At 72.9% G+C, this 26,963-nt stretch carries 20 protein-coding genes and 1 tRNA gene; 8 read left to right on the top strand and 13 right to left on the bottom strand.

What is annotated here, in order from left to right; all coding sequences use genetic code 11:
* The 7 genes from ACEY2A_RS09320 to ACEY2A_RS09290 form a co-directional block, all read right to left on the bottom strand.
* The gene (locus tag ACEY2A_RS09320; RefSeq protein WP_374928329.1) at positions 1–2,886 is read right to left on the bottom strand and encodes a protein kinase; all 2,886 of its coding nucleotides are present in this window, start codon (positions 2,884–2,886) and stop codon (positions 1–3) included.
* Positions 2,887–2,896: 10 nt separating this feature from the next.
* Positions 2,897–4,621 (bottom strand): protein kinase, encoded by a 1,725-nt coding sequence (locus ACEY2A_RS09315; RefSeq protein WP_374928328.1) that lies wholly within the window; start codon positions 4,619–4,621, stop codon positions 2,897–2,899.
* Positions 4,618–6,090 carry a peptidoglycan D,D-transpeptidase FtsI family protein gene (locus ACEY2A_RS09310; RefSeq protein WP_374928327.1) on the bottom strand — a complete coding sequence of 491 codons (1,473 nt, stop codon included), beginning with the start codon at positions 6,088–6,090 and terminating at the stop codon, positions 4,618–4,620. The genes ACEY2A_RS09315 and ACEY2A_RS09310 overlap by 4 nt, the downstream gene beginning before the upstream one ends.
* Positions 6,087–7,454, bottom strand: coding sequence for an FtsW/RodA/SpoVE family cell cycle protein (locus ACEY2A_RS09305; protein WP_374929989.1), 1,368 nt, complete (start codon positions 7,452–7,454; stop codon positions 6,087–6,089). Before ACEY2A_RS09305 ends, ACEY2A_RS09310 begins: the two co-directional genes overlap by 4 nt.
* Positions 7,455–7,537: 83 nt before the next feature.
* Positions 7,538–9,154 carry a PP2C family protein-serine/threonine phosphatase gene (locus ACEY2A_RS09300; protein ID WP_374928326.1) on the bottom strand — a complete coding sequence of 539 codons (1,617 nt, stop codon included), beginning with the start codon at positions 9,152–9,154 and terminating at the stop codon, positions 7,538–7,540.
* Positions 9,155–9,156: 2 nt separating this feature from the next.
* Positions 9,157–9,648 (bottom strand): FHA domain-containing protein, encoded by a 492-nt coding sequence (locus tag ACEY2A_RS09295; protein ID WP_374928325.1) that lies wholly within the window; start codon positions 9,646–9,648, stop codon positions 9,157–9,159.
* Positions 9,645–10,940, bottom strand: a complete 1,296-nt coding sequence (locus ACEY2A_RS09290) for an FhaA domain-containing protein (RefSeq protein ID WP_374928324.1) — start codon at positions 10,938–10,940, stop codon at positions 9,645–9,647. Before ACEY2A_RS09290 ends, ACEY2A_RS09295 begins: the two co-directional genes overlap by 4 nt.
* 244 nt (positions 10,941–11,184) lie before the next feature.
* Between ACEY2A_RS09290 and ACEY2A_RS09285 the strand changes: the two genes are divergently transcribed.
* Positions 11,185–11,271: transfer RNA gene (locus tag ACEY2A_RS09285), tRNA-Leu, on the top strand.
* Between the two features lie 75 nt (positions 11,272–11,346).
* On the opposite strand, the gene ACEY2A_RS09280 is transcribed toward ACEY2A_RS09285, so the two are convergent.
* A complete protein-coding gene (locus ACEY2A_RS09280) occupies positions 11,347–12,033 on the bottom strand; it encodes a Pr6Pr family membrane protein (RefSeq protein ID WP_374928323.1) in 687 nt (228 codons plus the stop codon).
* A 17-nt stretch (positions 12,034–12,050) separates the two neighbouring features.
* Entirely contained in the window at positions 12,051–13,070 is a 1,020-nt protein-coding gene (locus tag ACEY2A_RS09275) for a pirin family protein (protein ID WP_374928322.1), read from the bottom strand.
* A 388-nt stretch (positions 13,071–13,458) separates the two neighbouring features.
* On the opposite strand from ACEY2A_RS09275, the gene lysX reads away from it, so the two are divergent.
* The 4 genes from lysX to ACEY2A_RS09255 are packed head-to-tail and all read left to right on the top strand — an operon-like array spanning position 13,459 to position 18,918.
* The gene (lysX, locus tag ACEY2A_RS09270) at positions 13,459–16,749 is read left to right on the top strand and encodes a bifunctional lysylphosphatidylglycerol synthetase/lysine--tRNA ligase LysX (RefSeq protein WP_374928321.1); all 3,291 of its coding nucleotides are present in this window, start codon (positions 13,459–13,461) and stop codon (positions 16,747–16,749) included.
* Positions 16,746–17,501 (top strand): DUF998 domain-containing protein, encoded by a 756-nt coding sequence (locus ACEY2A_RS09265; protein WP_374928320.1) that lies wholly within the window; start codon positions 16,746–16,748, stop codon positions 17,499–17,501. Before lysX ends, ACEY2A_RS09265 begins: the two co-directional genes overlap by 4 nt.
* Before the next feature lie 4 nt (positions 17,502–17,505).
* Positions 17,506–18,378, top strand: a complete 873-nt coding sequence (locus ACEY2A_RS09260) for an alpha/beta fold hydrolase (RefSeq protein WP_374928319.1) — start codon at positions 17,506–17,508, stop codon at positions 18,376–18,378.
* Between the two features lie 9 nt (positions 18,379–18,387).
* On the top strand, positions 18,388–18,918 hold the full coding sequence (locus ACEY2A_RS09255; protein WP_374928318.1) for a DUF4442 domain-containing protein: 531 nt from the start codon (positions 18,388–18,390) through the stop codon (positions 18,916–18,918).
* A 105-nt stretch (positions 18,919–19,023) separates the two neighbouring features.
* Here ACEY2A_RS09255 and ACEY2A_RS09250 read toward each other — a convergent pair whose 3' ends face one another.
* Positions 19,024–19,941 (bottom strand): hypothetical protein, encoded by a 918-nt coding sequence (locus ACEY2A_RS09250; protein ID WP_374928317.1) that lies wholly within the window; start codon positions 19,939–19,941, stop codon positions 19,024–19,026.
* 91 nt (positions 19,942–20,032) lie between these two features.
* Positions 20,033–21,973, bottom strand: coding sequence for a glutaminase (locus tag ACEY2A_RS09245; protein WP_374928316.1), 1,941 nt, complete (start codon positions 21,971–21,973; stop codon positions 20,033–20,035).
* 41 nt (positions 21,974–22,014) lie between these two features.
* On the opposite strand from ACEY2A_RS09245, the gene ACEY2A_RS09240 reads away from it, so the two are divergent.
* Positions 22,015–22,557: a hypothetical protein gene (locus ACEY2A_RS09240; RefSeq protein WP_374928315.1), complete on the top strand. Its 543-nt coding sequence runs from the start codon at positions 22,015–22,017 to the stop codon at positions 22,555–22,557.
* Between the two features lie 147 nt (positions 22,558–22,704).
* Positions 22,705–23,370, top strand: a complete 666-nt coding sequence (locus ACEY2A_RS09235) for a hypothetical protein (protein ID WP_374928314.1) — start codon at positions 22,705–22,707, stop codon at positions 23,368–23,370.
* A gap of 18 nt (positions 23,371–23,388) precedes the next feature.
* On the opposite strand, the gene ACEY2A_RS09230 is transcribed toward ACEY2A_RS09235, so the two are convergent.
* Both ACEY2A_RS09230 and ACEY2A_RS09225 read right to left on the bottom strand, forming a co-directional pair.
* Positions 23,389–24,618 carry an acetyl-CoA hydrolase/transferase family protein gene (locus tag ACEY2A_RS09230; RefSeq protein ID WP_374928313.1) on the bottom strand — a complete coding sequence of 410 codons (1,230 nt, stop codon included), beginning with the start codon at positions 24,616–24,618 and terminating at the stop codon, positions 23,389–23,391.
* A gap of 34 nt (positions 24,619–24,652) precedes the next feature.
* A complete protein-coding gene (locus ACEY2A_RS09225) occupies positions 24,653–25,615 on the bottom strand; it encodes an SDR family NAD(P)-dependent oxidoreductase (RefSeq protein ID WP_374928312.1) in 963 nt (320 codons plus the stop codon).
* A 122-nt stretch (positions 25,616–25,737) separates the two neighbouring features.
* On the opposite strand from ACEY2A_RS09225, the gene ACEY2A_RS09220 reads away from it, so the two are divergent.
* On the top strand, positions 25,738–26,949 hold the full coding sequence (locus ACEY2A_RS09220) for a zinc-dependent alcohol dehydrogenase (RefSeq protein WP_374928311.1): 1,212 nt from the start codon (positions 25,738–25,740) through the stop codon (positions 26,947–26,949).
* Positions 26,950–26,963 lie beyond the last annotated feature (14 nt).

Genomic DNA, 26,963 nt, shown 5'->3' with positions numbered 1-26,963 from the left:
TCACTTCCCGGGCCGGGAGGTGGGTTCTGGTGGCGTCTCGCTCGAGCTCGGCTCGCTGGGGTCGTCCGAGGGGGTGGGTTCAGCGGTGGTCGGGCTGGGCGCCACGAACCCCTCCGACGGGTCCGGGTCGGAGGTCGTGGGGTCGGGCTCGGAGGTGGTCGGCTCCGCCGTCGTGGGATCCGGCTCACTCGTGGTCGGGTCGGGCTCGGAGGTGGTGGGGTCCGGCTCACTCGTGGTGGGGTCGGGCTCGGTGGTGGTGGGGTCCGGCTCACTCGTGGTGGGGTCGGGCTCGGTGGTGGTCGGGTCCGGCTCACTCGTGGTGGGGTCGGGCTCGGAGGTGGTCGGGTCCGGCTCACTCGTGGTGGGGTCGGGCTCGGTCGTGGTGGGATCCGGCTCACTCGTGGTCGGGTCCGGCTCGGTGGTCGTGGGGTTGGGCTCGGTGGTGGTGGGGTCCGGCTCACTCGTGGTGGGGTCGGGCTCGGTGGTGGTGGGGCCCGGCTCGGTGGTCGTGGGGCCGGGTTCGGTCGTGGTGGGGTCCGGCTGCGTGGTCGTCGGGTCCGGACCGGGATCGGTGGTGGGCTCACCCTCATCGGTCGGAGGGGCCTGCGACGTGCTCGGAGTGGGCACGGGCACCCCGCCGGGTGCGCTGGTCGTCGGGTCGGGAGCCTCGGAGGACGACGGGCCGTCGTCCCCCGTTCCGCTGGAGGACTCACTGTCGGAGGCGCCGCTGGAGGACTCACCCTCGGAGGACTCGCTGGGGCTCTCCTCGCTGCTCGAGGGGTCGTCCGACGAGCCCGATGGTGCGGGGCTGTTCTCGGTGGAGGCCACGACCAGGGTGACAGCCGAACCGTGGTCCACGGCGGTGTCGGGCCCCGGGGTCTGCTCGAGGACGGTACCGAGGGGAGCGTCGTCCACCCGGCCCTCGATGCGGACCTCCAGGCCCGCTTCCTCCAGGATCTCCTCCGCCTCCTGCTGGCTCTTGCCCCGGACGTCAGGCACGGAGACCGAGCCCCGCTCGTCGGCCCAGTTGTTGATGCCTGCAGCCACGCCTGCGGCCACGCCCACCAGGGCCAACCCGGCGAGCGGCCACGCCCACCACGGCACGCCCTCACGGCGGGCCCTGCGACTGAAGCGGCCGGTGACAGGTCCGGTGGCGTCGCTGGCGGTGGGATTGCCACCGGTCTCCCCCAAGCGGGTGGTCCCGGAGATGGCCGTCCCCGTGTCCGTGCTCACGGCCCGGGTGGGCGGCGAGTCCGAGGCCTCGGTGCTGCGGGGATCGGCGGTCGCCGCACCCGCAGCCGTGGCGCCGGCTGCCGTGGCCCCCGCACCGGCCACGGCCACGCGGGAGGTGTGGTCGTCCCCGTCCTCGCCCCGGGTGTCGGCAGTGGCGCCCTCGTCCGGGGTCCGGTGTTCGGCCGCGCGCATCCGCGAGGTGTCGGCCATGCGGATGGCATCGCTGTCCGCCGGAAGGGAACCCGTGGTGGAGCCCGAGACGTCCGTCTCCGACCCGATGGGGGGCGCCGGCGGCACGGGGTCGTCACCGGCGAAACTGGGCACGTCGTCCCCCGGCTGCCACGGAGCGTACGGGTCATCGTCACGACCGGCTGCGGACCCGGACCCGGTAGCAGTCACACGAGTGGTCTCGGCAGACGTGGACTCCTCCCGGTGGTCGATGCGGCGGACCGGTGCCTGTCCATCCGCCGGGTCCGCGTCGTCCCCGGTGGACAGCGCGGGGCGGGAGTCGCCGTGGGGGGCCGTCTCGTGCGGGCCCGTCTCGTCCGCGGGCCGGCGCTCGGTGTCCTGTGGGTCGTCATCGCGTCCGGTGGGGGCACCGTGGGCACGGGGCGGCTGCTCGTCCAGGGTGCGGAACCCGCCGGGGCGCTCGGTCTCAGGTGTGGGGGCGGGCCCGTCCACGGACAGGGGGCGGAAGCCACCGAAGGTGCTGGACCCACCGGCACCCGCGGCGCCCGCGGCACCCCACGCGGAGGAGGCACCGCTGCCGGAGGTGGATCCGGTGATGGTGGTCGAGGGGCGGGGGCCCTCGAGGTCACCCAGCAGGCCCCGCAGGGAGATCTCCATCTCCCGGGCGGACCCAGGGCGGTCCGCGGGGTGCTTGGCCAGCGCCTGGTCGATCAGCTCCTCCAGGGCAGGCGGGACCGAGGGGGCCGCGGACGAGACACGCGGCGGCGCCACATGGAGGTGCTGGTTCACCAACGCGGCGCTGTCTCCCTGGAAGGGCGGGCGGCCCACCAGCATCTCGAAGAGCACACAGCCCAGGGCGTAGACGTCCGAGGGCGGCTCGGCGCGCTCCCCGTGGGCCAGCTCGGGCGCCATGTACTTGGCCGTCCCCAGCACGTGGTCCGGCTGCGCGACCGTGATGGTCATGTCGTTCAGGGCCTGGGCGATGCCGAAGTCCATGATCTTCACCGAGCCGTCCTCGGTGATCATGATGTTTCCGGGCTTGATGTCGTTGTGCACCACGCCCTGCTCGTGGCTGTAGGCCAGGGCGTTCAGGACGTCTGCGGCGATCGACACCGCGCGGGTGGGGGGAAGCTGCCCCTCGGTGTCCAGGACGGTGCGCAGGGTGCTGCCGGCCACCTTCTCCATCACGATGAAGGGGCGCGGCAGGCCGCCGCGGGTGTCGGGCTGGTCCTCCCCGACGTCGAAGACCGAGACGATGCCGGGGTGGTTGAGTCGGGCAGCCGCGAGGGCCTCGGACTCGAAGCGGCGGACGAAGGCGGGGTCGCGGGCGAGGTCCTCCCGCAGGATCTTCACCGCCACCCGTCGCCCCAGGCGCGTGTCGGTGGCCGCCACGACGTCGGCCATCCCCCCGTGGCCCAAGGGCTCCTCGACGTCGTACCGGTCCGACAGCTTGCGCGCGTCCATGCCTGTTCTCCTAGACCAGATCGTGTGCCGGTGACGTGGTGTCCCCCGAGGTGGAGGAGACGTTCTCACTGCTGGAGGGCCGGCTGATGGTGGGGTCCGCCGGGCTCGTGATGTCGATGTCGGTGGGCGTGGGGGTGGGCAGCGTGATGGGCTCCTCCGGCTCCGAGGAGGTCGGGTCCGGGTCGGACGTGCTGGGGTCGGGCCCAGGCTCGGTGGTGGGCTCCTCGGGCGCCGAGGTGGTCGGTTCCGGGGCCGAGACCGTGGGATCGGGCTCCTCCGGCTCGGACGTGCTGGGGTCGGGCCCAGGCTCGGTGGTGGGCTCCTCGGGCGCCGAGGTGGTCGGTTCCGGGGTCGAGACCGTGGGATCGGGCTCCTCCGGCTCGGTCGAGCTGGGCTCGTCGGGCTCACTCGTGGAGGGGTCCGGTTCCGGCGCGGAGGGCGTCGGGTCCTCCGGCGAGGGCACCGGCGGCACGACCGGGTCGGTGGTCGTGTCCCCGGGTCCTGTCGGGTCCGGGTCCTCGGTGCCTGCGTCCTCCGACGTCTCGGACTCCTCCGAGTCCTCCGAGTCCTCCGACCCCGGCTGCGAGGACTCCTCGGACGATCCACTGTCGGTCGCGGTGCTCGTGACCGTCTGGGGCGGCCCGTCCGGGTCGTCGTCCCGGTTGTTCCACACCATCATCGCCACCGCCGTGGCCAGGCCGACGATGACGGCCGCGGCCAGGAACCAGGCCCACGGGAATCCTCGGCGACGCACCGGCACGCGCCGGGCACCGGCCGCGGTGGGACGGTCCAGGTTCGTCATCACCGGGTGGCCCTGGGTGGTGGCCACGCTGCGCCGACGGACCGGCGTGGTCACCACCTGGGTGGCCTCGTCCGCGGGGTCCGGGCCGACCACGCGCGGAGGCGCCGCCGCCACCGCATCGGGGTTGGTCAGCATGGCCACGACGTCGCGCGCCGTCTGCGGACGGTCGGCAGGGTCCTTGGCCATGAGCCGCATGACGATCGCGGACAGCGACGCAGGGGTCGAGCTCGGCAGCGGTGGCACCGCCTCGTTCACGTGGGCCATCGCCGTGGCCACCACCGACTCTCGCTCGTAGGGGCGCTCGCCGGTGAGCATCTCGTGGGCCACCACACCGAGGCTGTACAGGTCCGAGGCCGGGGTGGCACCCCGCCCCATCAGCTGCTCGGGAGCCAGGTACTGGGCGGTGCCCATCACCTCGCCGGTGCGGGTGAGCCCGGCCGAGTCCACCGCACGGGCGATGCCGAAGTCGGTCAGCTTGGCCACGCCGGTGGGGGTCACGATGATGTTCGCGGGCTTCACGTCGCGGTGCACCACCCCGGCGGAGTGTGCGGCGCCCAGGGCTCGGGCGGCCTGCGTCATCAGGTCGGCCACCTCGTCCGGTGGCAGGGCCCCGCGGTCACGGATCATCTGCGCCACCGTCAGCCCCGGCACGTACTCCATCACCAGCCAGGCACCGTCGTCGTTCTCACCGAAGTCGTGCACGGCGGCGATGTTGTGGTGGTGCAGCTGCGCGGAGTGACGGGCCTCGGAGCGGAAGCGCTCGTCGAAGCCCTCGGTGTCCTTGAGGCCCTTGGTCAGCAGCTTCACCGCGACCGGGCGCTGCAGCACCTCGTCGTCGGCCTGCCAGACCTCGCCCATGCCACCCGTGGCGATGTGCTCTGTGAGGCGATAGCGCCCGGCGACGACGTCACCCTCGTTGTGCCTCCCCTTCATCGGGTGATCACCTCCTCCATCATCGAACGGGCAATGGGTGCGGCCACGGACCCTCCGGTGCCGGTCTCGCCGCTGGCCGAGCGGCCCACGTCCTCGACCACCACCGCAACGGCCACCTGGGGGTCGTCTGCGGGGGCGAAGCCGGTGAACCACGCGTGCACGCGGCCGTCGGGGTCGTCGAACTCCGCAGTGCCGGTCTTGCCGGCGACGCGGACCCCGGGGATGGCCGCGGCGCGACCGGTCCCCGACTCCACCACCGACACCATCATCTCCCGCAACTGCTCAGCCGTCTCCGGCGACACGGCCCGGTCCAGCTCGCCGGCGTCCGCACGGGAGATGACGTCCAGGTCTTCGTCGAGGATCTGTTCCACGAGATGGGGCTCCTTGGCTTGTCCCCCGTTGGCGATGGCGGCGCTGATGAGGGCCACCTGCAGGGGGGTGACGCGGACGTCGTGCTGGCCGAGGGCCGCCAGGGCGGTCTGTGCCTCGGTCGGGTCGTCGGGGAAGGTGCTGGGGGTCACCCGCATCGGCACCCGCACCTGCTCGCCGAAGCCGAAGTCCTCGGCGGCACTGCGCAGGCGGTCGTCGCCCAGCTGGGCGCCGAGGTCGGCGAAGGCCGTGTTGCACGAGACCCGCAGCGCGTCCGAGAGGCTCTGCTCGTCGGACTCGCCCTGGGTGCAGGCCTTGCCGCCGAAGTTCCGCAGGGTGGTGCTGGTTCCCGGCAGCGTGTAGGTGCGTGGGGCGGGCACCGTGCTGTCGGGCTCGAGCAGGTCGTCCTCCAGCGCCGCGGCCGCGGTGACCAGCTTGAACACCGACCCCGGGGGGTAGGTGTTGCCACCGATGGTGCGGTTCACCAGCGGGCGCTCCGGGTCGGCGTTGAACTGCTTCCACGCCGCCTCCACGCGAGAGACCTCCTCCTGCGAGAGGGAGGAGGGGTCGAAGGTGGGGCTGGAGACCATGGCCAGGATGGCACCGGACCGCGGGTCGATGGCGACGGCGGCACCTCGGCGGTCACCCAGCGCCTCGGCCGCGGCACGCTGGGCACCGGGGTCGATCGTCGTCTCGATGGTGGCACCCGCCGGGTCCCGCCCGGTGAGCAGGTCGGGCAGGCGGCGGTAGAAGAGCGAGTCGTCGGTGCCCGAGAGCAGGGAGCTCTGTGCGCCCTCCAGACCGCCGCCGCTGCCGTAGATCAGGGAGAACCACCCGGTCACGTGGGCGTACTCCCCACCCTGCGGGTAGGTGCGCCGCCAGGGGACGCGACCTTCGGAGGGCACGCTGGTGGCCACGGCCTCGCCGTCCACGAGGATCTGCCCGCGCTCGCGGCCGAACTCGTTGAGCAGGGTGCGGCGGTTGCCGGGCCGCTCGCGCAGGTCCTGGGCGTCGACGACCTGGATCCAGCTGCCGGCCACCAGCAGGGCGCCGAACAGCAGGGCGATCAGCCAGGCGAGCCGTCGGATGGGGGGATTCACGCGGCCACCCCCTGTGTGCTGCGCTCGAGGGCCGCCGCGCGGGCTGCGGGACCGTCTGCGGGCTCGGGCGTCGGGTCGTCGAGCGGGATGGGGGAGCGTGCGTCGTGGGACAGGCGCAGCAACAGGGCCGCGATCGTCCAGTTGGCCAGCAGCGAGGAGCCACCCGCCGAGAGGAAGGGGGTGGTCAGACCCGTCAGGGGGATCACGCGGGTGACCCCGCCGACCACCACGAACACCTGCAGCGCGATGGCGAAGGCCAGGCCGGCAGCGAGCAGCGTGCCGAACCCGTCACGGGAGCCCAGGGCGATGCGCAGCCCCCGCTGCACGAGGATCCCGTAGAGCACCAGCATGGCCATGAAGCCCACCAGGCCCAGTTCCTCGGCGAAGGCGGGCACGATGAAGTCGCTCTCGGCGAAGTAGGTGAGGTCCGGTCGTCCCTGCCCCAGGCCGGTGCCCAGGATTCCGCCGTTGGCCATCCCCATCAGTCCCAGCGGCACCTGGTCGCTGACGGCCAGTGCCTCGCGGCTGAAGGGATCGAGCCACATCGTCACGCGCTGCTGCACGTGGGCGAAGAGGCGCCAGGCCACGAAGGCCCCGCCGGCGAACATGCCCAGGCCCAGCACGATCCATGAGAGGCGTTCGGTGGCCACGTAGAGCATCGCCACGAAGAGGCCGAAGAAGAGCAGCGAGGAACCAAGGTCCTTCTCGAAGACGAGAATGAGGATGCTCAGCACCCAGACCAGCATGATCGGTCCCAGGTCACGCACGCGCGGGAACTGCAGACCCAGGATGCGCGTGCCCGTCAGCGAGAGGGCGTCGCGGGCCCCCACGAGGTAGCCCGCGAAGAAGATGGTCAACAGGATCTTGGCAACCTCGCCGGGCTGGAAACTCATGGGGCCCAAGCGGATCCAGATGCGGGACCCGTAGTTCGAGACCCCCAGGCCGGGGACCAGGGGGCTGAGGAGCAGCAGGAACCCCAACGCGGCGCAGGTCCAGGTGACCCGGCGCAGCCAGCGGTGGTCCTTGAGCAGGACCAGCACCACCATGGCCACCACGACCGCCAGGGCGGTCCACATCAGCTGCCGGCCGGCCACCCCGCTGGCGAGGCCGCGGTCCTCGGCGATGTCCAGCCGGTGCAGCATCACCAGGCCCAGGCCGTTCAGCAGGGTGACCACCGGCAGGATCACCGGGTCGGCGTAGCGGGCGCGCCACCAGAGGACCACGTGAAAGAGCAGCGCGATGCCGGCCATGCCCCCGGCGAGGGTGAGTACGTTCGTGGGGACCGCGTGGGAGGTCCCCAGACCGACCATCAGGTAGGCCAGTGCGGTGATGCCGATGGCGAAGGCCAGGAGCAGGAACTCCATCCAGCGGCCGTTGCGGGGGGCCAGCCAGCTCTCCTGGGCCCGCACGGGCACCGTGTCCGATGCCGACCGGTCGCGCCTGGGGGTCACGAGGACGACCCTCCCCCGGTGGGTGAGCCGCTGGGTGAGCCCGAACCGCCGGAGGTCGGTGAACCACTGGGGGAGCCCGAGCCACCCGAGGTGGGCGAGCCACTGGGGGAGCCCGAACCGCCGGAGGTCGGTGAACCACTGGGTGAGCCCGAGCCGCTGGGACTGCTCGTGTCGCTGGAGCCGCTGGGCTCCTCGCCCGGCTCCCCACCGCCTCGCTCGGCGCGCTCCTGCAGGTCGGCCACGGTCTGCCGCGCGTCGTCCATGTCGTCGGCGGGGATGGCGTCGCGGACGCTGTCGGCGTAGAAGCTGGGCAGGTCGTCGACCGCCAGATCGGTCTGCTCCTCCAGTGCGGAGAGCTCCTGGCCCATCAGGTTCACGTCGAATCCGCGACGGATCTGCACCTGGCCGTCGCGCTCGCCCACGAAGTAGTTGCGGTCACCCCACCACCACAGGCCGCCCACGAGGAGCGCCAGCGTGGCGAGCACGCCCACCACCCAGGCGATGACGCGCCCCACCGGGTGGGACCTCTTCTCCGGGCGGGCCGGGCCGTCGGGACGGTCACCGTGGCCGTAGCCGCGGATCTCGATGACCTCGCCGCCCCGGCTCGGGGTGGACTCGCCCCCCAGATTGAAACGCGTGCTGCCCGCGAGCTTCTCGCGGCTGATGTGTCGTGGCTCGAAGGCCCGCTGGCCAATCACCAGGTGCTGGCCGTTGAGTGTCACCGAGCCGTCGGCGGCCACGGGCACGGTCTGCGTCGGAGCATCCTGCGCCTGCGGCTCCTGGAAGGAGGGACGCTCCGGCTCCCGGCCGGCCCTGTGGTCGGCCTCGTGGCCGGGGCGCAGGGCAGCGGCTGCGCCCACCGTCTGGGGCGACGTGCGCGGCGCCACACCGGGCTTCACCACATCGGCCACCACCACGGTCACGTTGTCCCGTGTGCCCGCGCGGCGGGCCACGTCGATCAGGGCCTGGGCCGTCTCCTCGGGGGTGGGGGTCTCCCGCAGGATCTGCGCGATGGTCTCGTCGCGCACGTAGTCGCTCAGGCCGTCCGAGCACAGCAGGTAGCGGTCGCCCTGAACCAGCGGCATGACGCCGTGGTCCGGCTCGTCCTCCGGGCGGCCGGAGAGCACGCGCGTGATGAGGGAGCGCTGCGGGTGGCCCCAGGCCTCCTCCTCGGTGAGGTGCCCCTCATCGATCAGGAGCTGAAGGAACGAGTGGTCGTGGGTGATCTGCGAGAGCACACCGCCCTGCATGCGGTAGGCGCGGGAGTCACCGATGTGGGCGATCGCCAGCGAGCTGGCGCTGCGCACCATCGCGATGCAGGTGGTGCCCATGCCCTCGGTCTCGGGGTGCTCCGCCTCGAAGTCCCGCAGCTTGGCGTTGGCCGCGGCCACCTCGTGCAGCAACCGCTCACCGGCCTCGGCGGCGCGGTGGACGTCCTGGTCCAGGTCCGCCAGGTGGTGCACGGCGATGGCCGATGCGGTGTCGCCGCCGGCGTGACCTCCCATGCCGTCGCAGAGCAACAGCAGGTTGGGGCCGGCGTACGCGGAGTCCTCGTTGCGGGTCTTGGACCCCAGACCCACGTCGGAGAGGGCAGCGAAGTGCAGGTCGAACATGCTCATCGCCTCGCTTCGAGCAGGGTCTGGCCCACGCGGATGCGGCTGCCCACCACCAGGGGAACGGCGCCGCGGAGGCGCTCGTCGTCCAGCCAGGTGCCGTTGGTGGAGTCGAGGTCCTCGATCACCCACCCGTGGGCGTCGGGGCTCACGCGGGCGTGCGTGCCGGACATGCTGTCGTCGTCGATGGACAGGCTGGCCTCCGGGTTGCGGCCGATCACGACCGGGGAGGTGGTCAGGGACAGGGATGCACCCCGCATCGGCCCCTGGACCACCACCAGGCGCTGCGGCTCCGCAGGGGCGTTGTGGCGCCCGGGGCGCGTGGGACTCGGCTCGTCGGGCATGGGGGTGCGGTGGGTGGCACGGTGACTGCGGCGGGTGACGACGCGGGCCCCGTAGAGGTCGCTGTGCAGCACCTTCACCACGGCCAGGATGAACAGCCACAGCAGGGCCAGGAGGGCCAGCCGCAGGACCGCGACCGTCAGTTCGCTCACGGGGTGCGTCCGAGTCGCACCGTCAGGGTGGTGCGTCCCATCGTGAACGTGTCGCCGTCGGCGAGGCGGGCGTTGCGGATCTGCTCACCACCCACGTAGGTGCCGTTCGTGGACCCGAGGTCGCGGATCGAGACCTGGGTGCGACCGCCGACCTCCTCGGTGCGCAGCTCCACGTGCCGGCGGGAGATGCCCGGGTCGCTGACGGTGATGTCGCACGAGACGTCGCGCCCCACGAGCGTGGTCTCGGCCGTCAGCGGGTGGCGCGTGCCGTCCACCTCCACCCACGGGCGCTCCACGGAGCGCGTCGACCGGGTGGGGGTGGGGTCGGCCACGGGGGCCTGCTGGGTCTGCTCGGCAGATGCCTCCTGGGCGGCGACGGCGCGCTCCCGCTGGGCTCGCTCGGCCTGCCGGATCTCCTCGCGCTGCTGCTCGATGGCGGCCTCGCGGTCGTACTCCTCACGACCGGTCTGGTGGGCGAGGACCTGCTCCTCGGCAGCCTCCCGGCGCGCGCGCTCGGCCTGCTCGGCCTCCTCGGCCCGTCGCCGCTCGTCCTCCTCGCGACGCAGGCGCTCGGCCTCGGCCTCCTCAGCCTGCCGACGCTCGGCCTCGGCCTCTTCGGTCTCCCGGCGCTCGGCCTCGCGACGCTCCTCCTCCTGGGCGGCGCGTCGCTCCTCCTTGGCCTGCTCCTTGGCGCGACGGCGCTCCTCGCGGGGGCTCAGCTCCTCGGGCTGCGGCTCCGGCTCGGAGTCCACCGCCGCGGCCCGGGCAGCCGCGATGGCCTCCTCGTCCACCTCCCCGAGGTACCGGGCGTCGGACGGGATGCGGTGGCCGCTGGTGTGGCGGTCGATGGCGTCGTCGAAGCGCTCGTGGGTGGCGCCCCAGGCATCGATGTCCCCCCGCTCGTCCAGGGTGGCGGGGTTGCGCACGGTGGCGTGGTGGAGCTTGTAGATGCCGGGCTGCAGGTCGGGGTCGGCCACGAGCTCGATCTGCAACGGGCCACCGGGGGTGTAGCGCTGCTGCGTGACGTACTCCTGGGCGTCGGCGATCAGCTCGTCGGTGATGGCCTCGTCAAAGGCGATCAGTCGGTCGAAGTCGTCGTCGGACAGCTCGATGGTGAACACGTTCGGCACGATCGTGCGGTGGCGGTTCACCACGGCCGCACGGGAGTCCATGGCCTTGCGGATGGCCGCGCCGATCTCCACGGGCTGCAGTTGTTCGCGCTTGAACAGGCGGGCGAAGGGCGCCGTGAAGACGCGCTCCGTCCCTGACTCGAAGCGATCCAGCAAGCCCATGTGTGCCTCCCTGCGGCAGATCTGCTGCGGCGTGCGCGCCACGCGGTGGTTCCACGGTGGACCGGCGGGCGAGCCGACCCTGGCTCGATCGTACTTGGCCCACCGCGGGATCGAGGGCGACCGCGGGCGGAGCGCCGGCTCCGTGGACCCACCCCGGGGGGCGACCCGGGCATGGATTCGCCTCCGGCTCCCAGGGGTGCTAGTGTGTGCCGTCGTTCGATCGGAGGAATTGATCGGGCAGCGCGCGCGAGTGGCGGAATAGGCAGACGCGCACGGTTCAGGTCCGTGTGCCCGAGAGGGCGTGGGGGTTCAACTCCCCCCTCGCGCACCACCACGAGAGAGGCCCACCGGGAAGTCCCGGTGGGCCTCCTCCATGTGTGCCCGCCTCAGTGCTCGATGGGGTGACTCACCCGCGCCGACGCCCCGCCAGCAGCCGGTCGAGCCCGCAGAGCACCCCTGCCACCACCAGGCCGAACAGCAGGATGCCGCCCACGTTCACTGCCACCTGGGGGTAGCCGAGCTGCACCACGTCCATGAAGGGATAGGGGTACGCGTCGAGCAGGGCGCCACGCACCAGCGTGAACGCGACCCAGACCAGGGGCACCACCAGTCCCAGCGGCACCAGGCGCCACGAGAGCCACCCACGTGGCCCCGCCACCAGCCAGAGCAGCACCGTGGCAGCCGGGGTCACGATGTGGATCCACGGGTTGGTGACGTTCTCCCAGCCCCGCACCTGGGCCGTGGGTGCCAGCATCACCGCGTAGACGACGGCGGTGATGGTGATCATCAGCAGCGCGTCCAGCAGCAGCACCCGCAAGGCCGTGGAGCCGGGGGTGCCCCGCGCCAGCAACCAGGCCACCAGCGCCACGACGAGGTTGGACCAGATGGTGAAGTAGGACAGCGCGTCGGCCAGTCGGGCCGGGGCGCCCGCCCACCCTGCAGGGTGTCCTCCGAGTGAAGATCCGTCCTCCGGGGAGGTGGGGTACCACCCGAGGGTGGTGAGCGTCACCGAGGCCAGGGTGCCGGTGAGGGCGACCACGGCCAGCACGCCCCACCAGCGGCGCTGCAGGGGTGAGCCAGGAGCGGGGGTCATGGCCCCATCATCGCGCCTCAGAGCAGGTGGTGCCCCGGCTCCTGACCGGTGGACTCGCGCACCACCTGGGAGGCGGCCTTCACCCGGGGGCTGTTGGGGATGATGCCCAGGCGCCCGGCCTGGAAGTCCTCGAAGGCCGTGACCAGCTCCGCACGGGTGTTCATCACGAAGGGCCCGTAGGCCATGACCGGCTCGTTGATGGCCCGGCCGCCGAGGATGTACAGGTCCAGCCCCTGGGCGTGGCGGGCGTCCTGCTGCTGGTTGGCGCGGACCTCGATGTGGTCGCCCTCGCGCAGGACGGCGAGCTGCCCGGTGCGCAGCGGCTGGCCCTCGGGGCCGATCGTGCCCTCGCCCGACAGCGCGTAGACCAGGGCGTTGTACCCCGGGTTCCACGGCAGCCGCAGCTGCGCGCCGGGGGAGACCGTGGCGTGGACGATGCTGATGGGCGTGTGGGTGATGCCGGGGCCCTGGTGGCCGTCCACCTCCCCGGCGATCACGCGGACGAGCGCCCCGCCGTCCTCGCTGGAGAGCAGCTGTACGTCACCGGAGCGGATGTCCTGGTAGCGGGGGTCGGACATCTTCAGGCGGCCCGGCAGGTTCACCCACAGCTGCAGGCCGTGGAAGAGGCCACCGTCCATGACCAGCTTCTCCGGCGGGGCCTCGATGTGGAGGAGGCCGGAGCCCGCGGTCATCCACTGGGTGTCGCCGTCGGTGATGGCACCGCCCCCGCCGTGGGTGTCCTCGTGCAGGAAGGACCCGTCGATGATGTAGGTGACGGTCTCGAAACCGCGGTGGGGGTGCCAGTCGGTGCCGCGGGGCTCCAGCGGGGCGTACTCGACCTCGCCCATCTGGTCCATGTGGATGAAGGGGTCCAGGTCGCGCAGGTCGACGCCGGCGAAGGCGCGGCGGACGGGGAAGCCCTCGCCCTCGTGGCCCTGGGGAGCGGTGCTCAGGGACTTCACGGTGCGGGCGCGGCTCTCGGGGTGGGGCTGCACCCGGGCCAGCTCGAGGATGTTCTCAGCGGTCACGGCGGGCATGCCGACCTCCTCCAGTAGTTGATGTGTCACCAATAATACCACCGAAGCGATCCACCGCAGCAGACGGAGGGGGCGCAGGGCTTGGGGGAGGTGGTGCCTGGGCGGTCGGTGCCGTCGCGGGATCCCCCTCCAAGACCCCGGGGCGACACCGACGCGTCCCAGCGGGCGCGGTGGCCCGTGAGCCGGCTGCTCCCCGAAGGGGCAGGCCGTGCATCTGGTGGTGAGTATTGCCTGACCACGCGCGGCGGGGCGTCATCCTCCGGGTCGATCTGTGGATGACGGGAGCGCCACCGGCAGAGGGATCCTCCACTGGTGGACAGAGTCCGGGGTGCACCATGGGGACCATGGGATGAGGCCGCGGGCCCCCCGGGGTTGCGATCCTCCCAGCATGCCGTCGAGCCACCTCGTGAACCCCGCCCTCGGGACACTCGCCCCCGAGGCACCCAGCACCGGCTGGCGTCCCCACGTCCCCCGGGCGCTGGCGACCCTGCTGGTGCTCAACGGGCTGTTCGCCCTGGTGCTCGCCCTGGTCCCCCGTTGGTACGACGGCCTGACCGCGACGGTGGACCAGTACTACCTCTCCGTGCGCCCCAGCTTCGCCCTGGCGACGATGCTGCTGGTGATCGCCGGCGCCCTGGCGGCACGGAAGCGGGCTGGCTGGCTGCTGATGCTGGGCTACCTCGGCATCCTGCTGCTGGGGGACGTGTTCAACCTGGTCTGGGGAATCACTCCGCACTCCGTGGCCGGCACCCTGTTGCACCTGGCCTGGCTGGCGCTCGCGCTGACCACCCACCGCCAGTTCTACGCGAGCGCCCGCTCCGGGTCCTGGGTGTCTGCCGGGGTGGTGCTGATCCTGGGGACGATGGTGGCGGTGGTGCTGGGCTGGCTGCTGGTGCGCGTCTTCCCCGGGGGCCTGCCGCCCAAGGGCCGTCTGCTGTGGTCGTTGGACCACGTGCTGGCCCTGGGCACCTCCTGGCAGCTGGACTCCGAGGCGGTCCCACCGCAGTGGGTCACCTCGCTGCTGGGCCTGATGGGTTCCGCCGTGGTGGTGCTGGCCGTGATCGTGCTGCTGCGCAGCGCCACCTCCCACAACTCACAGTCCCCGCGGGAGCAGGAGGCGGTTCGCGCCCTGTTGCGACGCCACGGGGCCAACGACTCCCTGGGGTACTTCGCCACCCGCGACGACAAGGCCGTGGTCTTCTCCAGCGACGGCCGCGCCGCCGTGGCCTACCGGGTGGAACGAGGTGTCAGCCTGGCCTCCGGTGACCCGGTGGGCGATCCTGCGGCGTGGTCCAGCGCCATCCACAACTGGCTGCTGGTCTCCCGTCGTTTCGGGTGGGCACCCGCCGCCATCGGGGTCTCCGGTGAGGGGGCACGGGCCTACCACGACCGCGGCCTGGGGGTGTTGGCGCTGGGTGACGAGGCGATCCTGGAGACCGACGGGTTCTCCCTGAGCGGTCCCCGGATGGCGTCCGTGCGGCAGGCCGTCCAGCGGGCCCGCCGCGCCGGGGTGGTGGTGCAGGTGCGGCGCCACGAGCAGGTGGAGGCCCACGAATGGCCCGCCCTGCGGGCGGCTGCCGACGCCTGGCGCGGGGACGCCCCCGAGCGCGGCTTCTCGATGGCGCTGGGTCGCCTGGGTGACCCGGCAGACGGCCAGTGCGTGCTCGTGGAGGCCCGGGACGACGCGGGCGAGCTGGTGGGGCTGCTCTCCTTCGTGCCCTGGGGCCCCGTCGGCGCCTCGCTCGACCTCATGCGGCGCTCGCCGACGGCTCCCAACGGGGTGACCGAGACGATGGTGGCCGAGCTGTGCCGGCAGGCCGAGACCGTGGGCATTCGTCGGCTGAGCCTGAACTTCGCCGTCTTCCGCTCGGTCTTCGCAGAGGGCGGGACACTGGGCGCCGGGCCGGTGGTGCGGGTGCAGCGCTGGCTCCTGCGCCGGGCCTCCCGCTGGTGGCAGCTCGAGTCGCTCTACACCGCCAACGAGCGCTACCTGCCGCAGTGGCGACCCCGGTACCTGTGCTTCGGCCAGACCGAACAGCTGGCCCGGATCGGGCTGGCCACCGCCACGGCCGAGGGCTTCCTGCCCCGCCTGCCGCTGCCCCGGTGGGGCCGTACCGGGCCCCGCTACGCACCAGTACCGGTCACCGCCCCCGACGCGGGGGCCCTGGAGGACTGGGACAGCCTGCAGGAGCTGGAGGCCTCGCGCCGCTCCCGCCGCCCCGAGCAGGTGCGCGTCCGCATGGCCACCGTGGAGGCCGCCCGGTCCGCGGGTCACGAGCCGTGGCCGGTGGCGCAGGTGCCCACGCACACCACCCTGGAGGCGCTCCGGGCCGATGAGGGGGAGCCGCTCTCGCTGGCCGGTCGCGTGCTGGCCGTCCGCGACCTGGGTGGAGTGCGCTTCGTGCACCTGCGTGACGGTGTGGGTGACCTGCAGGTGGTGCTCGAGGAGCAGCACCTGAGCCCGGCGGACCACGCCGACTTCGGGCGCTTCGTGGACCTGGGTGACCTGGTGGCCTTCCAGGGCCACCGCGGCAGCTCGCGCAGTGGCGAGCCGAGCCTCATCGCGACCGGATGGCGCATGGAGGCGAAGTCGCTGCACCCGCTGCCCCCGGTGCGGACCGGCCTGGTGGACCCCGAGGCCAAGGTGCGTCGCCGCCACGTGGACCTGGCCATCAGCACCGAGGCGCGCGAGACGCTGCGGGCACGGTCGACGGTGCTGCGCTCGCTGCGAGAGGGGCTGCAGGAGCGCGGCTACCTGGAGGTGGAGACCCCCATCCTCCAGACCGTGCACGGGGGCGCGAACGCGCGGCCCTTCGCCACCCACATCAACGCATACTCGCTGGACCTCTCCCTGCGGATCGCCCCCGAGCTCTACCTGAAGCGGCTCTGCGTGGGCGGCATCGACCGGGTCTTCGAGATCGGCCGGGCCTTCCGCAACGAGGGCGTGGACGCCACCCACAACCCGGAGTTCACCATCCTGGAGGCCTACGCGGCGCACGGGGACTACCTCTCCATGCTGCAGACGGTGCAGGAGCTGATCCAGTCCGCGGCCGTGGCCGTGCACGGGGAGTGCGTGGTGCCGGGGCCGGACGGCACGATGGTGGACATCTCGGGCGACTGGCCGGTGGTGACCCTGCACGACGCGGTCTCCGAGAGGCTGGTGGAACTCGGTGGCTCGCCGGTGCACGCCCAGAGCCCGCTGGAGGAGATGCGCCGGGCGGCGGACCTGGCCGGTGTGGCGGTGAAGCCGGACTGGGATGCCGGGCACGTGGCCCTGGAGCTCTACGAGCAGCTCGTGGAGGGCCGCACCACCCGGCCCACCTTCTACTGCGACTTCCCCACCTCGGTGTCCCCGCTGACGCGCTCGCACCGCAGCACACCGAACGTGACCGAGCGCTGGGACCTCGTGGCCTTCGGCATGGAGCTGGGCACCGCCTACTCCGAGCTCACGGACCCGCTCGAGCAGCGGGCGCGCCTCACGGCCCAGTCCGCCGCTGCGGCGGCCGGTGACCCGGAGGCGATGAGCCTGGACGAGGACTTCCTGGAGGCCCTCGAGTACGGCATGCCACCCACCGGGGGTCTGGGGCTGGGCGTGGACCGCGTGGTGATGCTGGTGACCGGCCGCACCATCCGCGAGACCCTGGCCTTCCCCCTGGTGCGCCCGGCGGGCCGGGAGTGAGCACGCAGCACCAGCCCGCCCACCGGGGTGCCGGGTCGGGCTGGTGGCGGTGGGCGCTGCCGCTGGTGGGCATCGTGCTCTGGTCGGCCTGGGTGGTCGGCGACCTCGTGTCCCACCTGCCGGTGGCCCTCAGTTGGACCAGCGAGCTGGCCGCCCTGGACCAGCCCTTCGGCTGGGTGCTGCGGGTGCTCGATGCGGGCAGCGGCCTGCTCTTCACCACCTGGTCGATCCTGCTGCTGCGGCGACGCCCCTGGCGCCGGGACCGATGGGGGGCGGCCGGTCTGGTGGCCGTGCTCGTGTTCGGCCTGTCGACCCTTGCTGATGCGGCCCTTCCCCTCACCTGCGCCAGCTCCGTGGACACCACCTGCCTGGCGGCCGAGCGGGCGGGGGACCTGCCGTGGCGTCACTACGCACACTCGGTGAGCTCGTCGGTGGCCGGCACTGCGTTGCTGGTGGCCACCCTGGGCCTGGCCCTCTCGGTGCGTCGGGCGTTCCCGCGTGCCGGGGCCGGCCTGCTGGCCGGGTGGGTGGTGGTGGCTGCCTCGCTGGGGTGGCAGCTGCTCTGCCTGTGGCCCGACCGGCCGGACCTGGCGGTGCTGGACCTCCCCGGCGTCTCCCAGCGCGTGCAGCTCGTGGCGCTGCTCGCGTGGTGGTGCGTGCTGGCTGAGCTGCTGCGGCGACGCCCGGTGCTGCTCACCCCATCGGACCCCGTGGTCGCCCCCGGCCGCGGCGGTGGTGGCGGGGCAGGATGAGGCCATGACGCCACCCCGTCCGATTCCCGCCCAGGACGCACGCAGGGTGCGCGGTGCCCGCACGCGGGTGCCGCGGGCCGCGGAGCTCGGGCGACGCGTGGAGGGGGACGACGGACCGTGGGTGGTGCTCATGCCGGGGATGGGCATGTCCGCCGCGGCCTGGGACCAGGTGGCGACCGACCTCTCCCGGGACCACCGGGTGCTGCGTTACGACCGCCCCGGGCTGGGTGCGGCGCGGGCCGAGCGGTCGGGCCCCCCGCACCTCCACGACGAGGTGGCCCACCTGCGCCGCGTCGTGCAGGAGAGCACCGGTGCCGGGGCGCGTCCCACGGGCGGACGGCCGCCCCGGCCCGACGAGCGTGTGGTGCTGGTGGCCCACTCCATGTCCTGGTTCATCGCGGAGGCGTTCGCCCGCAGCGACCCCGGTGCCGTGGCAGGCCTGGTGTCCGTGGACGGCTCGGTGGAGGAGCAGCCGCGTGCGCGCTGGGGGATCGAGAACGACCTCCGGTTGCTGCTGGCCGCTGCCCTGCGGTGGGTGCCCCTGGTGGGTCGCCGCCTCCGCGCGGCCCTGCTGGAGGACGCCGCGTACGTGCGGATGGCCTCCGAGCTGCTCCGGGTGCGCCGCCACCTGCCCCTGCCGGCGGCGCCCCTCGCCCTGGTGGTGGCAGCGCGCCGGTGGGTGCCGGGGACCGCCCGCTGGCTGCGGCGCCAGCGCCACCTCGCCGCCAGCTACCGGGCCGAGCTGGCGCGGATCAGCGGGTCCGCCGGCCGGGCGCCCACGGTGCGGGTGGTGGTCCTTCGCGACGCCGGGCACCTGGTCATGCGGGACCAGCCCGCACGGGTCGCGGCGGTCGTCCGGGCGCTCCCGCCTCGTTAGGCTCGGCCCATGCCCCGCACCACCCCCGCTCGCCGGAGCCCGCGCCGCCCCTCCCTGCCCACCTGGCACGACCTGGACCAACTCATGGGTGATGCCCGCGTGGTGCGCCACGTGATGAACCTGTGGCCGCCCTTCCTGGCGGCATCGATCCGCATCGAGGAGGTCTCGGCCGACTTCCACGACGTCACGGTGCGGCTGAGGCGGCGGCCGTGGTCCACCAACTACGTGGGCACCCTCTACGGCGCCTCCATGTACTCGATGACCGACCCCTTCTGGATGATGATGCTGCAGCGCACCCTGGGGCCGGGGTTCGCCGTGTGGGACGTCCGCGGGGAGATCGACCACCTGCGCCCGGGCCGCGAGGACGTGACCGCGCGCTTCCACCTGGACGAGGCCACCCTGGCCGAGGTGCGGGCCGCCACCACCGGCCATGACAAGCACCTGCGCTGGTTCGAGGTGGACCTGGTGCAGGACGACGGCACGGTAGTGGCCCGGGTGCGCAAGCAGATCTACGTGCGCCGCAAGCCGTCCCGCGCATGAGCCCCGGCCCGGGTGAGGCGGCCGGCATCGACAGGGGTCAGGCCCGCTCCGCGAGGGAACGGGCCTGACCCGGGTGCCCGGTCAACGGGCCGGTTGCAGTACTGCTCAGCCCTGCGGGGCGTTGGAGGTGGCCTGCTCCACCTGCTTGTCCAGGACGGCGCCCACCTCGGAGGCGTCCAGCGCGCCGCCCTCGCTGACCGCCAGGACCACGGCGGCGTGCTCCGGGCCCACGGCATCCACACCCATGGAGAAGCCACCGGACTGGCCGGCGTTCTCCAGGCTCATCACGTAGCCGTTGTCGCTCGGCAGGGACTCCACGGTGGCGGTGCCACCCGGGCCCTCGATGGTGTCGCAGGCCTCGGCGATGGCGGCGACGTCCTCACCCACCTGCTTGGCACCAGCCATCTTCACCACACCCACCTGCACCTGGGCGCCGGAGGACAGCTGCGTGATGGTGAACTGGCTGCCCTCGGGCAGACGCTCGCCGCTGTTGAGGGTGTCCACGGCCGTCTTGCACTCGCCCGTGGCCTCCAGGCCGGTGAGCGTCATGTGCAGGGGCTGGCCCTGGGCCTCGGGGATGAACTGGGACTGGCCCTGCCCGCTGCCACCGGGCACGTCCTCGGCGGTGAGCGCCATCGGCTCGAGCTCGGCGGCGAGGGCCTGGTCCATGCCGGTGCCGTTGGCCGGGTCGCTCGGGTCGGCGCTTGGGTCCGCGCTGGGGGCCGAGGGGTCCACGGCCGGAACGCTGGAGTCGACGGACGGGCTCTCACCCAGCGACGGCTCCTCGGAGGGGCTCTCCTCGGCCGGTGCGCTCTCCTCCTCGGAGGGGCTCTCCTCGGCCGGCTCCGAGGACTCCTCCTCGGCGGACTCCTCGTCCTCGCTGGTCTCGGACTCCTCGGACGTCTCCGACGACTCGGAGGTGGTCTCCTCCCCCTCGGAGTCGTCACCGCCGCAGGCGGTGAGTCCCAGGGTCGCGGCGGCTGCGACGGCCAGCAGGGTGCGGGCGGCGGGGCGACGGGTCATGACATCTCCTCGGGCGGTCGCGGGGAGTCACCGGGGGGTCCGGTGGGCCGCGGCCTCGTTGTCCAGTGTCTGCACTTCTCGGTCCTCGAACCTACCGCCTGTCGGCCCCCCTCGCGGCGATCTCGTCCATCTGCGAGCGGATGCGGGTGTAGGCATCGCGGCTGATGGCCTGCCACAGTCGCAGTGCCAGGGCAGGATCCTCGGACTCCAGCTGTCTCAGCACCTCGGGGGTCAGCACCCAGGTGTGCAGGTGCTCCCGTGCCGTGACCGTGGCCGCGTGGCGACCGTCCGCCAGCAGTCCGAACTCCCCGAAGCTGTGTCCCGGGCCCAGCACCGACAGCCGCCGGTACTCGATGTCGTCATCCTCTCCCGGGTCGGTGGGGTCCTCCTCGTCGCGGGACTGCAACCCCGGCTCCCGGGCCGTGGTCTCCACCGTGCCGCTGGTGATGAGGTGGATGCCCGCGAAGGGCTCACCCTCGGTGATCACCACGTCCCCCGCCGCGTGCTCCTGCGCCTCCATGCGCTGCGTGAGGGCCTCGGTGTCCGCCGCGCCCAGGGTGGCCAGGACCCCGGCGTCCTGCACCTCCACCTCGGACCGGTCCAGGTCCTCACCCCCGTGCCGCTCCAGCAACAGCTCCTCCACCTTCTCGATGGCCTCCCGGCGGCGGGAGACCACTCGGACCTGCTCCGCATCGGCCACCCGTCCGGAGTCGTCCACCAGCACCATCTCGATGTCCTGCTCCTCGAAGCCGCGGGCGAGCTCGGCCAGACCGGCCCGGGCGAAGTCCGTCACCTCCGTGACGCGTCGGACGTCCAGCACCACCCCATCGACCTCCTGCAGGCCCACCAGCTCGCGCATCACCGACTCGGCGGCACCGAAGGTCAGGTCCCCCTGCACCTCGATGACGCGACCCCGGTGGCCGTGCTCGGCCAGCACGGCCTCGGCTGCCGGCCGACGGCGCACCCCGCTGGGGGCGGCCGTCACCGGATAGGTCACGCGGACCGCCGAGTGCGTGACGCGGGCACCGTGCATGAGGTGCAGGTCGAGCTCCTGCGAGAGCGCCTCGCAGGCCAGCACGCCGCGCTCGGAGTTGCCGTGGCGATCCAGCGGCGGGGAGTAGACGGCCACCCCGGCCTGCCCGGGCACCACCGCGAGGATCCCGCCGCCGACGCCCGACTTGGCGGGCAGGCCCACGCGCACCATCCACTCGCCGGCGTCGTCATACATGCCGCAGGTGCTCATCACCCCCAACACACGTTCCACCACGTCCTCGCCCAGCAGGCGCTTGCCGCTGACCGGGTGGATCCCGCCGGTGGCCAGCAGCGCCGCCATCATGGACAGGTCCTCGGTGGTCACCTCGATGGCGCAGGCGGCGAAGTAGTCGTCGGCGATCTCCTCCGGTCCCTCGCTGATGAGGTCGAAGCTCCGCATCAGGTGGGCCAGGGCGAGGTTGCGGTCACCGTCCTCCCGCTCGAACTCCAGCACCCGCTCGTTGATGGTGAGCTCGCGGCCGGCCATTCGGGAGAAGGCGCGCACCAGGCGCTCGCGGCGCGAGCCCTCGGGGGAGCGGTGGGCCCCGGCGTCGGCGGCCTCGTCCGTGCCGTCGCCGCGGTGGACGGCGTAGGGGTTGCTGGAGCTGCCGGAGACCAGCGACGTGGACGCGATGGCGCCGGCGTTGATCAGCGCGTTCGAGGGCCGCCCGGTGCCCTCCTGCAGCGAGATCTCGTTGAACGCCTCTCCGGAGGGCTCCACGTCGATGACGGCGTCCACGGCCTCGAACCCCGCATCGGTCAGGGCGACGGCGTAGGTGAACGCCTTGGAGATGGACTGGATGGCGAACAGGCGGTCGGCCTCGCCGTGGGAGTAGGTGTGGCCGTCCACGGTGGTGATGGCCAGCCCGAAGTCCCGCGTGTCCACCCCGCCGGTGGGCTCCACGTACCCGGCCGGCTCCCCCGCATCGTGGGTGCGGAAGCGTTCGTGGACCCGCGCGAGCAGGTCGGACAGGGGGTTCGCCGGGTTGGTCGCAGGCATGGGGTGAGTCTGTCAGGTGGGCGTGCGTCACCATGGGCGCCATGGATGCCGTGCAGCACGCCGATGCCGTGACCCGCCGGGTCGAGTCCCTCCCCGGGGGTCACGTGGTGGCCCTGACCCGGGTGCTGCCCGGGCGCCCCCGCACCGTGTGGCCCGTCTGGGAGGAGGTCGCCAGCGGGGTGGGCCCGGCACTGGTGGCCGAGCAGGTGGAGGAGCCCACCAGCTGGCGGGGCCGGTGGGAGACCGACGGACGCACCACCTGGGTGGCCGTCGACCTGGGGCTCGATGGGGGGCAGACCGTGCTCACCGTGCAGCACGCCGTGCCCGACGACGCGGTCTGGCAGGAGACCGGGCCCGCGGGGGTGGGGTTGCGCTGGGACGTGGTGCTGCGCGAGCTGGGTGAGCGGCTGGACCCGGAGGGCGACGGTGCGGAGGCACCAGCGGCCGGCGTCCAGGATGGCGACTTCCTGGCGGCCACCACCGAGCTGTGGGTGGCCGCGCACGTGCAGGCCGGGGCGCCGCCGGAGGCGGCCACCCGGCAGGCCGCCGAGGCGTCACGGCGGGGTGCACAGAGCCCTTCCTGACCGGCGGATCGGGCAGAGAACCACCGGGGGGGGTGGCCAGAAGATGTGATCGCAGGCACAGTGGGGTGTGGCTGGGGGAAGCCTCGGCCCGACTCCGGAACCGGGGTCGCCACACGTGCACCGTGAGGTGCGCAGGGGAGGAACATCATGCGATTCCGCACGATCACCGGCACCACCGTGGCCGCGACCGTGGCCGCCGCAGGCCTGGCGTTCAGCGCCGCGCCGGCGAGTGCCCAGGCCGAGGAGCTGCCCACCTGCGACCGCATCTGGGGAGTCGCCGACGTGGAGATCTCCGATGAGGACGGGGACGGGGAGGCCAGCCCGGGGGACGTCATCACCATGCACGCCACGGTGGAGAACGCCACCGGCGAGGACGTGGACATGAAGGGCGTCGAGATCACCTACACCGACGCCCGTGGGGACGGCGGTGCGAGGTACACCCTGGAGGGCAGCGAGGACGACACCGTGCTGGAGGCCGGGGGCTACCACGAGCTGCGGGGGACCAGCACGATCCAAGAGGGCGACTTCTCCGCGACCGACCCGGTCATCCTGGAGACCGACGGGTGGGAGGTGCCCGGTCACGACTGCATGCTGGTGCTGGACCGGGTCGCGTTCGAGGGGGACCTCAGCGCCCCGGAGCCGCATCCGGAGGACTGGCCCGAGCTGCCCGGGGATGACGAGGACGGCCCCATCGTCGACACGGGCCGGACCGGCGCCGACGACACGGCTGCGTGGGCCGGCGTGGCCGGGACGGGCCTGCTGCTGGCCGGTGCCGCCACCCTGGGTGCGACCCGCCTGCGCCGCAGCACCTGACGCGCGGCCACGGACCGCTCAGGCCAGGCCGAGCTCCCGCGCCTCGTCCCACAGCTCCTCGCGGACGCGCGGGTGCGCCGCCTGCTCGATGATCGCGGCGGCCTGTTCCTTCTCCGAGCGCCCGAACAGGTCGGCCACACCCTGCTCGGTCACGATCGCCGACTGCTGGAAGCTCGTGACCGGCTCGTCGAGCAGCGGCACCACGGCCGAGACGTCGGCCCTGGGGTGCCAGGACCGCAGCCCGATGAGGCTCTGCCCACCCGGGGAGTGCAGCGCGCCGACGATGAAGTCCGTCTGCCCCCCGAAGCCGGAGTGGATCCGCGCGTCGATGCGGGAGGCGTTCGCCTGACCGAAGAGGTCCACCTCGAGTGCCGAGTTGATGGACGTCATCGCCGGCTGCTGGGCGATGAGGCCGGGGTCGTTCGTCCGCTCGGTGCGCAGCATCCGCACCCGCGGGTTGCCGTCGATCCACTCGTACAGCTCGGCGGAGCCGAAGCAGAACGACGAGGTGATGGGCACCGTCTCGTCGAGCACCCCGTCCCGGTCGAGCGCGAGCACGCCGTCGCTGAACATCTCGGTCCACACCCGCAGGCCACGGTGTTGGGCCAGGCCGCCCAGCACCGCATCGGGGATGGCGCCGATACCGGTCTGCAGCGTGGCGCCATCGCCGATGCGGGCCGCGATGCGCTCGCCGATGGCTTGGCCGGCCTCGTCCAGGGGGCCGGCCTCGGCGGCGACGGGGAGCTGCTCGTCCACCTCCAGGGCCAGGTCCACGTGCTCCACCGGCACCTGCGCGTCGCCGAAGGTGTACGGCATGCGCGGGTTGAGGACGGCCACCACCAGCCCACCCCGGGCCCGGCACGCCTCCAGGGCGGCGGGCAGGACGTTGGTCTCCACGCCCAGGCTGACCGCCCCGTTGCGGGGTGGTGCGCAGTGCAGGAGCACCACGTCCGGCGCCAGGGTGTGGCCGAACAGCAGCGGTACCAGTGAGAGGCGGCTGGGCACGTAGCGCAGCCGCGGGCTGCGACGCTGCCCGGCACCGACGAAGCAGGTCTCCAGCGTCACGCCCTCGCGGTCCGGGAGACCGGGCGGGCCGTTGAGGACGTTGAGTGTGTAGCGCTCCAGCGCCTCGTCGACGACGCGCAGGGCCTGCCACGGCACCGCCATGTTGCCGCTGGCCACCACCCGCGGAGTGCCCGGCAGCCCGGACAGGCGGGACCTCAGGACCTCGGTGCTCACGACCTTCATGGGGCCATGCTGCCCCACCGCCGCTGCGACCGGGTCAGGCGCCGCGCTCGTTGGTGCGCTCGGCGGCCCGACGCCCCAGGGTGGTCAGCGCGTGCACGATGCGGTTCGGCGAGCGCCGCTGCACCTCGCGCCCCTCGAGGGTCTCGCTCGGGCCGCCGGTGGGCAGGAAGCGGCCGGTGAGCGCCAGCATCCGCACCGTCAGCTCGGGCACCAGGCCGTGCACCCGCATGCCCACCTGCGCCAGCGGGGTGAGGATGACGTGCGAGTCGCCCGAGAGCACCCCGGAGACGATCTTCTCCGCGGCGCGCTCGGCGTCCATGCTGAGCAGGGGCATCGAGGCGGACGGTCCGAACCACGCGAACTCGGCGGCCTGGTTGCCGGTGAAGGTCGCCCGCTCGTGCGAGCCGGTGCGCATCAGCCCCGGAAGCACGGTCGTGGCGGTGATGCCGGAGCCCGCCAGCTCCGCACGCAGCCCCTCGCTGAAGCCGGCCGCGCCGTGCTTGGCGGTGGCATAGGGCCACAGGTGTGGGACCGCGATCTTGCCGCCGATGGACGACACGGTGCCGATGCGGCCGCGCCCGCGCCCCCGCATCCGCTCCAGGACGGGCAGGGTCACGTTGATGGGGCCCTGCAGCATCGTGCCCAGGGCGGCGTCGAAGTGCTCGAAGGTCATGGCGGTGGCCGGGCCCACCTGGATGATCCCGGCCACGGTGAGGAGCACCTCGATGGGGGCGAGCTCGGTCTCGACCCGCTCCACCAGGGCGAGCACGGCCTCGCGGTCGGAGATGTCGCAGGGGGCGATGTCCACCTGGGCACCCGGGTACTCGGCGAGCAGCTGGGTGCGGGCGGCCGCGAGTGACTCCTCGGACCGGGAGCTCAGGACCACCCGGTGGCCGTGCTGCAGCAGCTCGGAGGCGCAGAGCAGGCCCAGCCCGCGCGAGGCACCCATGACCAGGGCGAGGGGCTGGCGGGAGGCGGGGGCAGGCGTGGTGTCCATGGTCACCACGCTAGGGCCGGGCGGCGCTCGCCGCGCGGGGAGCGCCCGATCGGCCTAGCGTGGAGGTGACCACGAACGTCACCAGCCGACCTGCACCGACGGGTCGAGGCAGGAGCAGCACCATGCGCGCACTCACCTGGCAGGGCCCCTCCGACGTCAGCGTCGAGGACGTTCCCGACCCCGTGATCCAGCAGCCCACGGACGCGATCGTGCGGGTCACCTCCACCGCCATCTGCGGCTCGGACCTGCACCTCTACTCGGTGCTGGGCGCCTTCCTGCACCCGGGCGACGTCCTGGGGCACGAGTTCATGGGCATCGTGGAGGAGGTGGGCCCTGAGGCCGCCGGCCACCTGTCCGTCGGCGACCGGGTGGTGGTGCCGTTCAACATCTCCTGCGGCCACTGCTGGATGTGCAGCCGCGGCTTCTTCGCCCAGTGCGAGACCACCCAGAACACGAAGCAGGGCAAGGGCGCCTCGCTGTTCGGCTACACCGACCTCTACGGCGCGGTGCCCGGCGGCCAGGCCGAGTACGTGCGGGTGCCGCAGGCGCAGTTCGGCCCGGTGAAGGTGCCCCAGGAGGGCGCCGACGAGCGCTTCCTGTACCTCTCGGACATCCTGCCCACCGCCTGGCAGGCCGTGAAGTGGTCACACGTCCCCGAGGGCGGGACCCTCGCGGTGCTGGGCCTGGGCCCGGTGGGCCAGCTGTCGGTGCGCACCGCGTTGAAGCTCGGTGAGGCCCAGCGCGTCATCGGCGTGGACCTGGTGCCGGAGCGCCTCGAGGCCGCCCGCGCCTGGGGCGCCGAGGTGCTGGACCTCCGCGAGGTCAAGGGCAAGGGTCGCGACCCGGAGAAGGTGGCCGAGGCGCTGCGGGACATGACCGACGGCCGAGGCCCGGACTCGGTGCTCGATGCGGTGGGCATGGAGGCGCACGGGAACCCCATCGCCGAGACCGTCATCAACGCCGTGGGCAAGCTGCCCAGCGCCGTCGGCAAGCCGGCGGTGGAGAACGCCGGCATCGACCGGCTGGCCGCGCTGCACACCGCGATCGAGGCCGTGCGACGCGGCGGCACGATCTCCGTCTCCGGTGTGTACGGCGGCATGGTGGACCCGATGCCCATGATGACCATGTTCGACAAGGGCATCACCATGCGGATGGGCCAGTGCCACGTGAAGCAGTGGACCCAGGAGCTCTTCGACGTGGTCTCCCAGTCGCCGGATGTGCTGGGGCTCGAGGACCTCGCCACCCACCGGGTCTCCCTGGAGGAGGCACCGAAGATGTACGAGGTCTTCCAGAAGAAGCAGGACAACTGCCTGAAGGTGGTCCTCAAGCCCTGAGCGCGGGCCCAGCG

This window comes from Kytococcus sedentarius (assembly GCF_041937525.1).
In the GTDB taxonomy this organism is placed as follows: Bacteria; Actinomycetota; Actinomycetes; order Actinomycetales; family Dermatophilaceae; genus Kytococcus; species Kytococcus sedentarius_A.
The sequence above is the reverse complement of the archived record's forward strand: the minus strand, read 5'-3'. Positions and strand labels throughout refer to the sequence as shown.